This is a genomic window from Synechococcus sp. W55.1 (genome assembly GCF_047461655.1).
In the GTDB taxonomy this organism is placed as follows: Bacteria; Cyanobacteriota; Cyanobacteriia; order Thermostichales; family Thermostichaceae; genus Thermostichus.
Genome location: NZ_JANSHN010000001.1, coordinates 175,379 through 188,931, shown reverse-complemented (window position 1 = coordinate 188,931; position 13,553 = coordinate 175,379). Strand labels below are relative to the sequence as shown.

Annotated in this window: 13 protein-coding genes; 9 read left to right on the top strand and 4 right to left on the bottom strand. The window is 57.1% G+C overall.

The features are described 5' to 3' along the window. Window positions 1-10: 10 nt before the first annotated feature. From NW816_RS00800 to pxcA, 6 genes are all read left to right on the top strand, one after another. Complete coding sequence (locus NW816_RS00800; RefSeq protein ID WP_414407902.1) at window positions 11-754, top strand: alpha/beta fold hydrolase; 744 nt, start codon at window positions 11-13, stop codon at window positions 752-754. Window positions 755-969: 215 nt separating this feature from the next. Then, complete coding sequence (locus NW816_RS00795; protein WP_414407901.1) at window positions 970-1,374, top strand: universal stress protein; 405 nt, start codon at window positions 970-972, stop codon at window positions 1,372-1,374. A gap of 294 nt (window positions 1,375-1,668) precedes the next feature. After that, window positions 1,669-2,025, top strand: a complete 357-nt coding sequence (locus NW816_RS00790; protein WP_011432451.1) for a ferredoxin-thioredoxin reductase catalytic domain-containing protein — start codon at window positions 1,669-1,671, stop codon at window positions 2,023-2,025. Between the two features lie 104 nt (window positions 2,026-2,129). After that, window positions 2,130-2,246, top strand: coding sequence for a photosystem II reaction center X protein (locus NW816_RS00785; protein WP_011432450.1), 117 nt, complete (start codon window positions 2,130-2,132; stop codon window positions 2,244-2,246). Between the two features lie 256 nt (window positions 2,247-2,502). After that, entirely contained in the window at window positions 2,503-3,906 is a 1,404-nt protein-coding gene (locus NW816_RS00780; RefSeq protein WP_414407900.1) for a glycosyltransferase, read from the top strand. A 180-nt stretch (window positions 3,907-4,086) separates the two neighbouring features. Then, complete coding sequence (pxcA, locus tag NW816_RS00775; RefSeq protein WP_414407899.1) at window positions 4,087-5,469, top strand: proton extrusion protein PcxA; 1,383 nt, start codon at window positions 4,087-4,089, stop codon at window positions 5,467-5,469. Window positions 5,470-5,632: 163 nt separating this feature from the next. Here the strand turns inward: pxcA and NW816_RS00770 are convergent, their stop codons facing one another. From NW816_RS00770 to uvrB, 3 genes are all read right to left on the bottom strand, one after another. Next, on the bottom strand, window positions 5,633-6,223 hold the full coding sequence (locus tag NW816_RS00770) for a DUF721 domain-containing protein (RefSeq protein WP_414329102.1): 591 nt from the start codon (window positions 6,221-6,223) through the stop codon (window positions 5,633-5,635). A gap of 33 nt (window positions 6,224-6,256) precedes the next feature. Then, window positions 6,257-8,083, bottom strand: coding sequence for a mechanosensitive ion channel family protein (locus tag NW816_RS00765; RefSeq protein WP_414407898.1), 1,827 nt, complete (start codon window positions 8,081-8,083; stop codon window positions 6,257-6,259). 109 nt (window positions 8,084-8,192) lie between these two features. Then, entirely contained in the window at window positions 8,193-10,280 is a 2,088-nt protein-coding gene (uvrB, locus tag NW816_RS00760; protein ID WP_414407897.1) for an excinuclease ABC subunit UvrB, read from the bottom strand. A gap of 296 nt (window positions 10,281-10,576) precedes the next feature. On the opposite strand from uvrB, the gene NW816_RS00755 reads away from it, so the two are divergent. Further along, a complete protein-coding gene (locus NW816_RS00755; protein ID WP_414407896.1) occupies window positions 10,577-12,373 on the top strand; it encodes a DUF3352 domain-containing protein in 1,797 nt (598 codons plus the stop codon). A gap of 3 nt (window positions 12,374-12,376) precedes the next feature. Here the strand turns inward: NW816_RS00755 and NW816_RS00750 are convergent, their stop codons facing one another. Further along, on the bottom strand, window positions 12,377-12,844 hold the full coding sequence (locus tag NW816_RS00750) for an ATP-binding protein (RefSeq protein ID WP_414407895.1): 468 nt from the start codon (window positions 12,842-12,844) through the stop codon (window positions 12,377-12,379). A 141-nt stretch (window positions 12,845-12,985) separates the two neighbouring features. Here NW816_RS00750 and NW816_RS00745 point away from each other — a divergent pair, with 141 nt between their 5' ends. Together NW816_RS00745 and NW816_RS00740 are read left to right on the top strand one after the other, a co-directional pair. Continuing rightward, a complete protein-coding gene (locus NW816_RS00745) occupies window positions 12,986-13,183 on the top strand; it encodes a cytochrome b6f subunit family protein (protein ID WP_041436278.1) in 198 nt (65 codons plus the stop codon). A gap of 37 nt (window positions 13,184-13,220) precedes the next feature. Then, window positions 13,221-13,550, top strand: coding sequence for an HU family DNA-binding protein (locus tag NW816_RS00740; RefSeq protein ID WP_414407894.1), 330 nt, complete (start codon window positions 13,221-13,223; stop codon window positions 13,548-13,550). The last annotated feature ends 3 nt before the right edge of the window (window positions 13,551-13,553 follow it).

Sequence of the window (13,553 nt, the reverse complement as noted above, 5' to 3'; positions counted from 1 at the left end):
AATAGCGAATATGAGTTTAAGCTCCGCTTCTGCGCTCGCTTTTGAGGCCCTGTATCTGGGCATTTCTCCCAGTCTCAAGCTCTTTGATCAGCCTTTATTAGGATCCCTGAGGAAATGCTTTCGGATAGCCTACTGGGAGTACCACCAAACCCAGGATGAGCCTTGTAGCCTGGAGACTGTAATCACGCTGCTATACGAATATCTCAAAGCTTGGGATCGACCCGTTCATCTTATCGGCCACGGCTTGAGCGGGGTGGCCGCTTATCTTTTTGCCTGCCGTTACCCACAGCGGGTACAGTCTCTGACCTTGCTGGCCGTGGGAGGTTGGCCTGCTACCACTTGGCATGCCCATTTCTATGTGCAGCGAAAAATCTTTTGCTGGAGTCGGGAACAACTCTTGGTGCGTATAGCCCAGAGCCTTCTACCTACTTCAGAACAGTGGCGAGCACGCTCACTCTCCTATGCTCTGGCTAAAGATTTGGATACTTCTCCCATACCTCACTCCCTATTTCAGGTGATAGCGATTCCAGCCCAGAAAGTGTCGGTGCCGATGTTGGTTTGCGCCAGCAAGGATGACCCCATTGTGGATCCTGCTTCGCTCGAGAAGTGGAGAAACCACCTAAAGCCAGGGGATCAAATGTGGTTTTGCCCTGGGGGGCGACACTTTTTTCATTATTCTTTTCCAAGTTTGGTCAATCTGAAAATAATGGATTTTTGGCAGGAATTGCGTAAACTTCAGCCCAGCATGGCTTAGGGCGGCTGGACTTTCGCGGGATGATAGAATGGCTACTCATCCAAACAGCAGAGGAGCTCCGTTTGCAGCTAGGGCGAAGCAGCCCAGGTGGAGCCCCTGACAACAGGAAAACGGGCAGGGGTGGAATGAGGCCATTGAGCTCCCGGTAAAATTGATAGAATAGGGCAAGCCCCCAACTTGGATAGGGAATGGGCTTGACCGCGGAATCCGCGACTATGTTCGACAAGCTGCTCTTTCCCATCGACAACTCGCGTGAGACCAGCCACGCCTTGCCCTTGGTGGCAGACATAGCGCAGCGCTACAAAAGTCAGGTGTACTTGCTCTCTGTACTGGATGCCGCGGAGCTGGACGCGGAGAGGGCGGAACAAGCTCGGCAAAACATCCACAACCTGCTCAAGCAAACGGAGTCTGGCCTGCATCAAATCGGCCTCAACAGCGTCAAGAGTGAGTATCGAGAGGGAAAGGTGCCTTTTGTCATCTGTGATGTGGCAGACGAGCTGGAGATTAGCCTAATTGTAATGGGATCCCGCGGCCTCACCCTATCTGGAGAGGGGCAGAACAACTCCGTGAGCCACCGCGTGATCGATCTCTCCCCCTGCCCGGTGTTGGTCGTGCCCTGAGGAGAGGGATCCCATTAACGGTATTCTATAGGGTACGCCAAGGCTGGCTCTTGCTACGGCGCCTGGATGTTGCCATGTGTAACAGCAAGGCCGTGATTTTTTGTCTTGCCTGGAGGTCTGCAGTACAACGAAGAGCAAGATACAGCTTTTTCCGACGTTGTGGGAGGTCTGTAGAGTCAGTCAGGAGCATCCCGGCCCCGCATACGTTTGTACCGACTTCAGGAAGTGTCGCCGGAAAAAGCTGTGAGCCCTATTGCTAGCAACAGCCGGTTAGTTCCACCTTTGGGAATCGTCATGGAAAGTCGTGGTTACAAAAAGTCCTCACAGAAGAGCTTTGAGTTGATGCGGCATTTCGCAGAAACCTACGCCAAACGCTCCGAGACCTTTTTCTGCTCGGATCCATCAATTACGACGGCGGTGATCGAAGGCTTGGCTCTGCACAAAGAGCAATTGGGCGCCCCGCTGTGTCCCTGTCGTTTTTATGAAGACAAAGAGGCAGAAGCAAAAGCAGGCTATTGGAATTGCCCCTGTGTACCCATGCGGGAGCGCAAGGAATGTCACTGTATGCTGTTCTTAACGCCGGATAACCCCTTTGCCGGCAAGAGCCAAACCCTAGAGGAGGTGCCCCTGGAATACCAAACTACCAAATGACAGCGCCCGGCAGGGACAAAGGCAGGCTTTGGAAGGGTGACAGGGCTCGGTATAATCGAAAAGCCGTTGGGCAATGGTTATTTGCACGAGGAGGAAACGCTTTTATGACTCCCTCACTTGCTAACTTCCTCTGGAGCTTGGTGGCTGGTGCAGTTGTGCTGGGGGCTCTCTTTGGCGCCATCATCTTTGTCAGCCAAAGGGATAAAGTGCGTCGTCGCTGAGATCCCCGCTCGTTGGCACTTGCCCGCCAATGCTTCCCTTTTCCCTGTACTGCTATCGCTGGGTGGGGAGAGACTGGGGTGGCAAGATGTGGCTGCGGTACGCAGTCGCTGGAGGGCTTCGCCCCTGTTGTCGGGGATCCAGCTGGGTTGGGTGACCAACAGATTGAGATCTAAGGTGCTTGAAGCCGTTGTTGCAAACGATCACACCTTATGATCGAAGACTATCCAGCGATACCCCAGGGATCCCTTGCCAGCGTTGACCCACCCCTTGTATTATTGGCGGCAAAAAAACCGCTACTACCACGAGGATCTGGAGCGGCTGCATCGCTTTTTTGTCCCTGCCGGTTTGCGCATCTTGGAGATTGGTTCCGGCACGGGATCCCTGCTCAATGCCTTGCAGCCCAGCTTCGGGGTGGGGATCGACCGGGATGCGGACATTGTTGCCCAAGCTCAGGCAGAGTTTCCCCATCTCCATTTCCGGGTGCAAGATGCCCACACGCTGGACAAAGGGGATCCCGTCTTGGCGGAGCCTTTTGATGTGATCTTGCTCGTCAATACCCTGGGCTACCTGGCCGACATCCAGCAGGTTCTCCAGCAGTTGCGCCGCTTCTGTACCCCACGCACCCGCCTGATCCTCTCCCACCACAACCCACTCTGGGAGCCGATTCTGAGCCTGGCAACCGCTCTCAAGCAACGGATGCCTCTGCCGGCAGCCAACTGGTTATCGGCAGCCGATGTGGCCAACCTGCTGCACTTGGCAGGATACGAGGTCATTCAGCAGGGCAAGCGGCTGTTGTTGCCGCGGCGGATCCCGTTCCTTTCGACTGTGATCAACCGGGTGATTGCCCCATTGCCCGGGATCAACGCCCTCTGCCTGACAGAGTACACGATCGCTCGCCTGCAGCCCGACCCGGCTTGGGATCCCCCCCCTGAGCAGCAGCCTTCCTGCACCGTGGTGATTCCGGCTCGGAATGAAGCGGGCAACATCCGCCGCTGCGTGGAACATTTGCCCGAGATGGGATCCCGCACCGAGATCATTTTTGTGGAGGGGCATTCCAGCGACGGGACTTGGGCCGAGATCCAGCGGGTACAGGCGGAATACCAAGGGATCCGCAATATCCGGGCTCTACGGCAGGAGGGCAAGGGCAAGGGGGATGCGGTGCGCAAGGGGCTAGCCGCCGCTACAGGGGATGTGTTGATCATCCTCGATGCCGATTTGACCGTACAGGCAGAGGACCTGCCCAAGTTTTTCCGGGCTGTGGCTTCCGGGCGATGTGATTTTGCCAATGGTTGTCGCCTTATCTATCCCCTGAAACCAGAGGCAATGCCTCGGCTAAACCAATGGGCCAATCGTTTTTTTGCCGCTCTCCTCTCCTACATTCTCGGCATCCGCATCAAAGATTCCCTCTGTGGCACCAAGGCCCTGTGGCGGGAGGATTACCAGCAGATTGCCAAGCTGTGCCAAGAGTGGGGGGATTTCGACCCGTTTGGAGATTTTGACCTGTTGCTGGGATCCGCCAAGCGCACCCTGAAGATCCTGGATATCCCCGTGCGCTATTTCCCCAGAACCTATGGTCGCTCCAACATTCACCATGTGCGAGAGGGGCTGCGGCTGCTGCAGATCTGTGGCTTTGCCCTCAAGCGCTTTAAGGGATACTGAAGTTTGCTCTGACCCAAAGGTGCCGGTCTGTACTTCTGTCGAGGCAGGGCCAGTCTCTGCAAGTACTTCTCCACCGTTGGGATTCCCGCCTAGGCACCCAGGACTCGTTACAATAATTAGTCAATCGGATCACTGTAATGTGTGGATCGGCCCCCATGGGGAGTGCCACGGGAACGAGCAATGGGAGAATCCGTATTGAGCAGGCTGGGCCAATGGATCTCAAATACCCCCCTGCGCTCCCTTGACCAAGCTTATGAGGCTGCCCTGCGCATTAAAGCCATCGAGGATCAATACTTCCAGGGAGGATCCATCGGCAGCAACGGGCAACATGGCCAGAATGTCAGCCGCTACTTTCAAATTCAACTGCGCCGGCAACTGCGCCAGATCGATCTGCGTTTGGCAGAGTTCAGAGCCAGCAGCGCCCTTTCTCGCCTGCCGGATCCCGAGCAAAATGGCAGCGGCCCTACTTCTGCCCAAGATAAAGCTCAACAACTCCATGCCGCTGAGGCCAATGTTTCTGAAAGCAGCAGCGAAAACTCCGAGAATGGTTGCCAAAGACGAGATCTTTCCATTTTGGAGAAACTGCAGTTTATCGATCAGGTGACTTCTCGATACAAACGCCCGACCAGAAAATCCCAGCCCATCTCTGCTTCAATTTCCACTTCACCTGAGCCTCTCGAACGGCCAGAACAACCTACCTCAACCCAACCCAGTTCTCCTGATGTCTCTGTCAAGGCAGGCTCCGGCAATGGCGCTGCCCCGGTCGCTTCCAAAGCTGCGATTCTGCCCCGTTCTATTCTGCGCACAGCCAGCCAAATCCGCCGTGAGCTGAGTTCCCAGGCCGAAGAGGAACTGATCCAGGAGTATCGCGAGGCTCGCACTCGCACACTGGTATCGATTCGTTTTCTGTTGTTGTTGGCCATTTTGCCTCTGCTCACCCAGATCCTCTCGAAAAACTTTCTGTTTGGGCCATTGGTAGATCACTTGCAACAACGGGAGCCTGCCATTGTGGCTCTGAGCCACGAATTTCAAGAAAAAGCCCTGACAGAGTTCGAGTTTTTCAAGGAAAGAATAGAATTTGAGCGAGCTTTGCACCATCAATCTCCAGAGTGGGATCTGGAATCAGCAGATCAACTGTCCATGAAGGCAGAGGAACTGCTGAAAAAATATAGCCGTAGGAACTCGGAAGGCTTGAAGAATATCCTTGCTGATTTGCTTTCGCTGCTGGTGTTTGGCTGGCTTATCTTTGTTGGGCGTGAGGAAATCGAAGTCCTCAAGTCTTTTTTGGATCGTCTGATCTACGGTCTCAGCGATAGTGCCAAGGCTTTCATTATTATTCTCTTTACCGATGTGTTTGTCGGTTATCACTCTCCCCACGGTTGGGAGGTGCTGCTGGGTAATTTGGCTGCTCATTTGGGGGTACCGGAGAATCGCGATTTTATCTACGGCTTTATTGCTACTTTTCCGGTTTTTCTGGATACACTTTTTAAGTATTGGATCTTCCGCTATTTAAACCGTGTATCGCCGTCTTCAGTAGCCACCTATCGGGCTATGAACGATTAAGGGTTCGCAGTTGCATTTCAAACTGGGTTGAGACGCTTCCCAAGCGCTCCTTGCCGCTGCCGTAACCATCCACAACCTCTCTCAGAGGAAGAAAGAAGTTGGGGATCGACCTGACGAATCGTTTGATTGCCATTTGAAGCAACCGTAATTCGAGTTTCCTGAGTTAGCTGGGCGGGCGCAAGGATTGTCGATGGCAGAACCCGCAGACAAACCAACGCTCCAATTCGGCGGCAGGGGTAGGACAGCGGCAGGCGGGGCAAGGGAACAGGTTCTCCTGGGTTTGTTGTTGCTTCACCACTCTGGCCCAGCGCTCGAAAGCCACTTTCGGGTCGGAGGTGGGCTGTTTTGGATTGGGGCTGCGACAGGATCCAGGGCGTTGTCCATCTTGGTCTGCTAGGCGGGGAGCGCCATAAAACTTGCTGGTCAGCTCCGCATCAGGATGGGGGGCAGCCGGGCTGGATCCCTTGTGCCAGGCACCAGAGCTGAAGCGGATATCGCTGAGGGGAGATTGTAGCCGGCTGTTGAGTTTCCTGAGAATGATCTGGCGTTGCAAGGTTAAGTTTTGTGCCCAGGCCGGGGTAGAGGTGGCCACCTGCAGCACCTGTCGGCGCAGGCTGAGAGGATAGGTTTGGGCGGCTACGGCCTCTCCGACGAGTTCGGGCCAGAGCTGCCGCAGGGTTTGCATTTGCTTCAGTTCAGCCCAACGGGGATGGCTGCCAAAGCTTCCCAGTACCTCATCTAACCGCTGCAACATGGTGTCGATAGGGTGTCAATGGCAGGCAATAGCTTAGGAAACACCATTTTGGTCTTCCGGCGATTGAGCCGCTTCTTTGAGGGCAGAGTGAATGGAGTCGGTATCGGGCAAAGAAGGGGATCCGCCATTTTGACTGAGGGGGGCAAATCCCTCTAGGCTGCGGATATGAATATCTTGTTGCGGGAAGGGGATGCGGATCCCACGTCGCCGAAACTCAGCCTCGATCAGGAAGTTTAGCTCGCTGATCAAGACAAACTGATCTTGAGGACGGTTGATCCACACCAGCAGCTCAAAGTTAAGTGCAGAAGGGCCAAAGGACTTGAGCCAGACTTGGGGGGCAGGGCTGCTCAACACCCGAGCATTTTCTCTGGCGGCGCTGAGCAGGGCTTCGGTAACCAAGGCGGTATCGGAGCCGTAGGCCACGCCCACCGGAATGTGAATGCGACAGCGGGGATCCCGGTAGCTCCAGTTCACCACCTTCGATTCGGTAAAGCGGGAGTTGGGCACAATCACAAAAATGCGATCCAGGGTGCGCAAGACGGTGGCCCGTGGGCCAATGCGCTCCACTGTGCCGAGCAGGTTGTCCACTTCCACCAGATCCCCGATTTGGATGGGGCGCTCCAGCAAAATGGCAATGTAGCTGATGTAGTTGTTGGAGAGGTTTTGCAAACCAAAGCCGATCCCCAAACCCACCGCCCCGGCAATAACCGCCAAGGAGCCCAGATTAAGGCCGCTGAAGGGCAAGACCAGAAGGATGCCGAACAGGGTCAGGATGTACTTGAAGATGGCCGCCGAAGACTCTTGGGTGCCCAGATCCAGCCCCAGGCGTGCCAAAAAGCGCTGCTTGAAGCCAACACTGACGTAGTGGGCGCCGGTGAAAACCAAGATGGAGAGGACGAGGAAGACCAGCAAGCTGGCAATCGAAACGCTGGAGTTGGGCAGAGGCTGGGTGAGAACGCCCAGAGCCGTGGCGACCACACGACCCAGGCCCAGGTAAAAGGAGCGCTGAAACGGTCGTAGGGCAGGGATGAAGCTGATACCGCGATCCAGCGAGATGCCGGCGATGAGGATCACCCCCACGCCCCGCAGCAGCATCCCACCCACATCGATCCAGGTGCCCCAGGTCTCTCCGGCCTTAAGCTCCAACCAGCGTTGCAAGCGGGTTAGGCTGCGGTCGAACAGCCGCCAGAGAAAGAACCCCACCACCAGGGTGGCGATCCCTGCCAGGAGGGTCAGAACCAGCACGCGCGGATCCTGGGCCCGTTGCAGAGCCAGCAGGTCTTCGCGGTAATCGGCAATCGCTTGCTCCAACCGCCGCGCCCAACTGTTGGCCACCAGACGCACGTCATTCAGGCTCACCTGACCCGGTGCCACCCTGCGCTCTGCGGCTGCATCGGCATAGGTGACGGTGAACAAATACCGTTGTGTGCGCTCAAAGCGGCCTCTTTCCCCCAGGCGTAAGATGTATTGCCCATTGGCATCCTGGGCCACCCGTACCTCTGGCTCCGGCAACTGGCCTTCTTCCAGAAAGCGCTCGATGATCGCCCGAACGTTGTCGGCCCGCACATCGCTGGGGTACTCTGCCGTCTGCAGGCGGAACACCGGTATGTTCCCGACCAGCACTTCTGTGCCCTCTTGGCCGGTCAAAGGGATCCCGATTGGGCTGGGGGCTGGGGCAGGGGATCCCTCCGGTGTGGGGCGGGGATCCGTCAGGAAAAAGTTGGGATCCCGAAATTCAAGGGCTTGAGCCAAGGGGATCCCTGAGGAGGCAGAGGCGACGGCAGGGGTAAGCCAGAGACCTATCCCCACCGCCAGCCCAATCAAGAGAACTGCTCGCCGAAATGGGACAGAGTCCTGCATGGCCGGTTTGATACGAACGCCTATCGATCAATTGGGGATCCCTGGTGCTGCCCCGCAAGCTCATGGTGGCACAAGCCGACCTCAATTTTGGCCGATCTGAGCAAGGATTTTAGGTGCCCTGAGAATGGCCCAGAAGGCGTTGACGCAGCTTTTTGATTCTATCTCGCAGCTCGGCGGCTTCCTCAAATTCTAGGTTTTTGGCGGCCTCTTTCATCTTCAGTTCCAGTTGGCCGATCAGCTCTGGAATCTCGGAGAGAGGAATCTCCTGCGCAGCTTGAAAGGCTTTTTCCAGATCTGGGTTGCTGAGTTTGCGGGAGATGGCCAAAAAAGACAAGATGGCATTGCTGTTTTTCTTGACAATGGGCTTGGGCGCGATGTTGTGTTGGCGGTTGTATTGCAATTGAATCTCGCGGCGACGCTGGGTTTCGGCAATGGCCCGGGCCATGCTGCCGGTCATGGTGTCGGCGTACATCACCACCGTTCCACGGACATTCCGCGCTGCCCGCCCGATCATCTGAATCAGGGAGCGCTCTGCTCGCAAAAACCCTTCTTTGTCAGCATCCAAAATGGCCACCAAGGAGACTTCCGGCAGGTCTAACCCTTCCCGCAGCAAGTTAACTCCTACCAACACGTCAAAGGCCCCTTCTCGAAAATCTTGTAAGATTTCAATTCGCTCAATCGAGGTGATCTCGGAATGCAAATAGCGAACTCGGATCCCTCGCTCCTGGAGATATTCTGTGAGATCTTCTGCCATCCGTTTGGTGAGGGTGGTCACGATCACCCGTTCGGCAGATCCCTGCCGAGAGCGTTCCAATCGCAAGTAAATTTCTCCCAGCAAATCGTCCACTTGCCCAGCCGTGGGGCGCACATGCACCTCAGGATCCACCACGCCGGTGGGCCGAATTACCTGTTCGACAACCCGACCGCTGCCGGGCACATAGAACTTCAGGGTCTTGCCATCTTCCACCAGGGTTTCAAATTGGGCCTCGCTCTGCTCTAGTTCCCAGTTGCCGGGAGTAGCCGAAACAAAGATGCACTGATGAACTTTGGCCCAAAACTCTTCGGCTTTGAGGGGGCGATTGTCGAGGGCGCTGGGCAGGCGAAAACCATGATCTACCAGCACCTGCTTGCGGGCACGGTCGCCATTGTACATGCCGCGAATTTGGGGCACGGTCACGTGGGATTCATCCACCACCAGCAGCCAATCGTTGGCCTTGAAATAATCCACCAAGCAGGCGGGGGGCTCTCCTGCTTTGCGTCCCGTTAAATGTCTGGAGTAGTTTTCGATCCCATTGCAATAGCCCACCTCCCGCAGCATTTCTAGGTCGTAGCGGGTGCGCTGCTCTAGGCGTTGGGCTTCCAGGAGCTTGCCTTCTTTGCGAAAGAGGGCCAGTTGCTCTTCCAGTTCTTGCTCGATGTTGAGGATTGCCCGCTCCAGTTGTGCTTCTGGCGTCACAAAGTGCCGAGCAGGATAAACTCTGAGGGCGCTGAGGCTGTTCAAAATCTCGCCTGTAACCGGGTCGATTAAGCGAATGGCCTCGATCTCATCCCCAAAAAATTCGATGCGAATTACCCGATCCTCATACGCCGGCACAATTTCCAGCACATCTCCTTTGAGGCGAAATCGCCCTCGCACCAGCTCCAGGTCATTGCGCTCGTACTGGATGCTGGCCAGATCCCGCAAGACATCCCGTTGGTTGATCTCCTGGCCGACTTTGAAGGGGATGGAAGCCTTCAGGTATTCTTCTGGCATGCCCAGACCATAGATGCAGCTCACCGAGGCCACCACAATCACATCCCGCCGTTCAAACAAGGAGCGGGTAGCCGAGTGCCGCAGCATATCGATTTCATCGTTGATAGAGGAAGATTTGGCGATGTAAGTATCGGTGCTGGGAACATAGGCTTCCGGTTGGTAATAGTCGTAATAGCTGATGAAGTATTCGACGGCATTATTGGGAAACAGCTCTCGTAGCTCATTGCACAGTTGTGCCGCCAGCGTCTTATTGTGGGCCATCACCAAGGTGGGCCTGCCGATTTGCTGGATGGTGTGGGCGATGGTAAATGTTTTGCCGGTTCCGGTTGCCCCCAGCAAGGTTTGGAAACGATGGCCTTCTGAAATTGACTTCACCAAACCGGCAATTGCCTTAGGTTGATCTCCGGTGGGTTGATAGGGAGAAACCAGTTGAAACTCTGACATGGGTTTGACTTTCGGATGGGCCTAGATAGCTGCCGGGCTGGTCAAGGCAGGGCTGATCTGCACGTTGGTTTGGAATGGTGGTGCGGATCACAAAGGCTTGTAGGGTGCCTCTAAGCTTGACCGCCTGCTCAGCAGTGGGCTCCAGCTTGCGCACCAGGATGAGCCTCTGTTCCATGGTAAGGTTTTATCATGCATGACTGAGGGCAGCTCTTCTTCCTGGGCCTGTTCATGCCAGTGATGTGAAGCATTAGGGCCTGGGTACACGCGCTACGTCTCCCTCGGTGAAGAGATGAGATATGGGACGACGGCAACTCTTGCGCGGGATCCTAATCGGGTTGGGTCTTCTGGCCGCCCTGATGGTGTGGGTTGTCGTGTGGCTGCTCACCCGCAGTCCGGTAGCTTTGTTGCTGGCCCACCCGGAGCTGCCACCCATTGTGGGCTTTGCCCCCAGCTCTGCGCAAGCGCTGCTGGTGTTGGCCGTTCCCCTGGACGAGGTGCAAGCGTTTTGGCAAGCGGCAACCCCTGCCCCTCAGCGACGCGCTACCCGTCAGCAATGGCGAAAGTTTTTCTCCCCCGAAGGCCCAGGCTGGCTGGGATCCATGCTGGCCGGGGGATCCCTTGATTTCGAGCGGGAGGTGCGGCCCTGGCTGGGGAGGAGCACCCTCTTGGCCAGTTTGCCGGAGTGGGGCACCTTGGTTGCCCTAGAAACGCGGGATGCGGCAGTCTCTCAATTTGAGCTGAACCTGTTGTGGGAACGGCAGAGCTTGGCCGGGAGGCCGGTGCAGGTGGACACTTACAAGGGCATTCAGGTGGTGTCTAGCCCGATTCCGGGCCTGCAGGGTTTCTCGGCAGCCGTTTTCGGCGAGCAATACGTGTTGCTGGCGGAGCAGCCTGCTGCCATTCGGGCTGCAATCGATGCTTGGCAGTTGCCGCAGTTGTCTCTGGTGGCTCAGCCTCTGTTTCAGCAGGTCATCCAGCCCTTGCGGGAGGCGCATGTGGGTTGGGCCTTCTGGCAAAATCCAGAGGCGGTTTCTTCAGATGGGCTGACGTTGCAGGCGGTAGGGCTGGGGTTGGGGGTAAACTTCCGCGGCTTGGTGGCCGAAAGTGCTGCCCTCTGGCATGCGCCTGCCGGGTTCTCCTTGCCGACAGCAGAAGCCTTTCGCCCGCAGATCCTTCAACATCTGCCGGATGAGACCTTGGCGCTGGTTTCCGGAGAGAATCTGGCCTCAGTTTGGCAGAGCCTGGGGCAGATCCAGCCCCTAAATCCCCTGGGATTGCGGGTGGATCCCGGCCAGTGGCGGCAGCGCTTGCAATCTCAGGTGGCGCTGGACTGGCAGCGTCTGTTGCCGGAACGGGGAGAGTTTGCCTTTGCCCTATTGCCCGGCGACGGGGATCCGGCCTGGCTGTGGGTCGGCAAGATGCCGGATGAGTCGGTCGCGACAGCGGGACGGAGTCCTTATTTTGATCTGGATGAGCGGGCGCGCGCCCAAGGCTGGCAGGTAATCTCTCTGGCAACGAAGCGTGGCACCGCCACCGCCTGGGCCAAACCAACCATTCCCGCAGGGGGGCAGTCAGAACCCCAGCCGGTCGCGACAGCGGGACGGAGTCCTCACCGCTCCACCCATCGACCGGAGATCCCCGTGTTGGCAGGGGAGCGGCTGGAAGTCAGCGGGAAGGGAGGATCCCTGCCGTTGCCGGCGGCAGAAGCTCTTCCCCAGTCGCCGTCGGGGATCCCGTTGCCGGCGCAGGTGTATCACGCCGACCGCAAAGGCTATTCCTACCTGGCTTCTTCTCTGGCGGCTCTGGAGGCGGCCCTTGCGGATCCCCCCTTGGGTGCCGACCGCGCCTGGCGCAAGTTGGTGGCCCCCCTGCCCCACCGCAATCTGGGCTATGGATATGGATCCCTGGGGTTGCTCTTGGAAAGCGAGCTGCCCGACCCGGTCGCGTCAGCGGCGCGGAGCGCTAAGGGATCCCGCTGGGCATCCACGCGCTTTGCCTTCGCCACCACAGCCCTAGCGGTTTCTGAAGCTCCCTACCCCGATCGGGGCTGCCAGATTACCCAAATGGGCAAGCTGTTTTGGGAGTGGCATTGAGGGTCAGACTATCCAGGGATCCCGGCAGTTGGGGTGGATGTACTTGGCCAGATAGACCTGGTTGCCCATTTCATTCCACTCCACAAAGTCGAAGATTTGGGTGAGCAGAAGCATCCCCCGGCCCGATCGCGACAGCGGGACGGAGTCCTCTTCTTCAGTTTCCGAGATGCCGTGTTGGCAGAGGTGGAGCTTGCATTGGGGACGAAAGCCAGGCCCTTGATCCCGCACCAGCCATTGGTAAAAGGGTTCGGAGCTGGCGTACTCGATGATCACCTTCTTGTTGGGGTCGAGGCCGTTGCCGTGGCGGACGGCATTGATGATCGCTTCCTGTAAGCCCAAACGTACTTCTGCTCTCCAGGCGGGAGGGACTTTTGAGATCAAGAGATCGAGGACAGGCTGAGTGTAGAGGGTGGAGGGAAAGCTGATAACGCTCCAGGAGCAGTGGGCGGGTTTGAGGGAAAGGGCAATCACGGAGGCAGTCTTCCCTGGGGCACGGCACTCTGACCCCATTCTAGCAATCCCATCGGGGTCAACCCCAGCAGAGGTGCGGCAGGAGCTCGGCAAGGGGACTTTTGCCGTACCATCTTGAGTGGTAAGTCTCTTCGCGGTTTTATGGCGATCAAGGTTGGAAATAAGGTCAAAGTTCGCTCTGTCCAGGATCGCGGACAAGAAAACCTCAGCGCTCTGGTGGGCAAAGAGGCTGTGGTGCTGGCACGGCGTGTGGTCGATGGCAGCGGTGTCGGCTACATTCTGGAGTTTCCCGATCGCTCTCGACATTGGTTTTTCGAGAGTGAACTGGAGGTGCTCTAAGCCCCTATCTGTGTTCTGTTGTCTAGAGGGTCGGTTGGTGGCTTCTCCTCCTCATTTGACTCGCCGTTTGCTGGCCCGCCAGATGGCCGCGCAGGTGGATGGCCTGACCGTGGAAATGGCTGCTGCTGCTCTGGAGGCTATGCTGGACAGCATTAGCCAATGCCTGGCCCAGGGGGGATCCGTGCGGCTGGCTCGCTTTGGCACGTTCTCCCTGCGCCATCGTCCCGCCCGGCAAACCTATCATCCGCGCACCAAGGCCCCCATCCACATCCCGGCTGCCGATGTGCCTCATTTTGTTCCCAGCCCTGAGCTGGGGCGTCCAACTGGAGTTCGGGTGTCCACGTCTGAGTCCGCGGGATCCGTGTAGGGT

Coding starts and splice junctions, on each gene's coding strand:
- NW816_RS00800 (WP_414407902.1), top strand. CDS start 11: ATGAGTTTAAGCTCCGCTTCTGCGCTCGCTTTTGAGGCCCTGTATCTG.
- NW816_RS00795 (WP_414407901.1), top strand. CDS start 970: ATGTTCGACAAGCTGCTCTTTCCCATCGACAACTCGCGTGAGACCAGC.
- NW816_RS00790 (WP_011432451.1), top strand. CDS start 1,669: ATGGAAAGTCGTGGTTACAAAAAGTCCTCACAGAAGAGCTTTGAGTTG.
- NW816_RS00785 (WP_011432450.1), top strand. CDS start 2,130: ATGACTCCCTCACTTGCTAACTTCCTCTGGAGCTTGGTGGCTGGTGCA.
- pxcA (WP_414407899.1), top strand. CDS start 4,087: ATGGGAGAATCCGTATTGAGCAGGCTGGGCCAATGGATCTCAAATACC.
- NW816_RS00770 (WP_414329102.1), bottom strand. CDS start 6,223: ATGTTGCAGCGGTTAGATGAGGTACTGGGAAGCTTTGGCAGCCATCCC.
- NW816_RS00765 (WP_414407898.1), bottom strand. CDS start 8,083: ATGCAGGACTCTGTCCCATTTCGGCGAGCAGTTCTCTTGATTGGGCTG.
- uvrB (WP_414407897.1), bottom strand. CDS start 10,280: ATGTCAGAGTTTCAACTGGTTTCTCCCTATCAACCCACCGGAGATCAA.
- NW816_RS00755 (WP_414407896.1), top strand. CDS start 10,577: ATGGGACGACGGCAACTCTTGCGCGGGATCCTAATCGGGTTGGGTCTT.
- NW816_RS00745 (WP_041436278.1), top strand. CDS start 12,986: ATGGCGATCAAGGTTGGAAATAAGGTCAAAGTTCGCTCTGTCCAGGAT.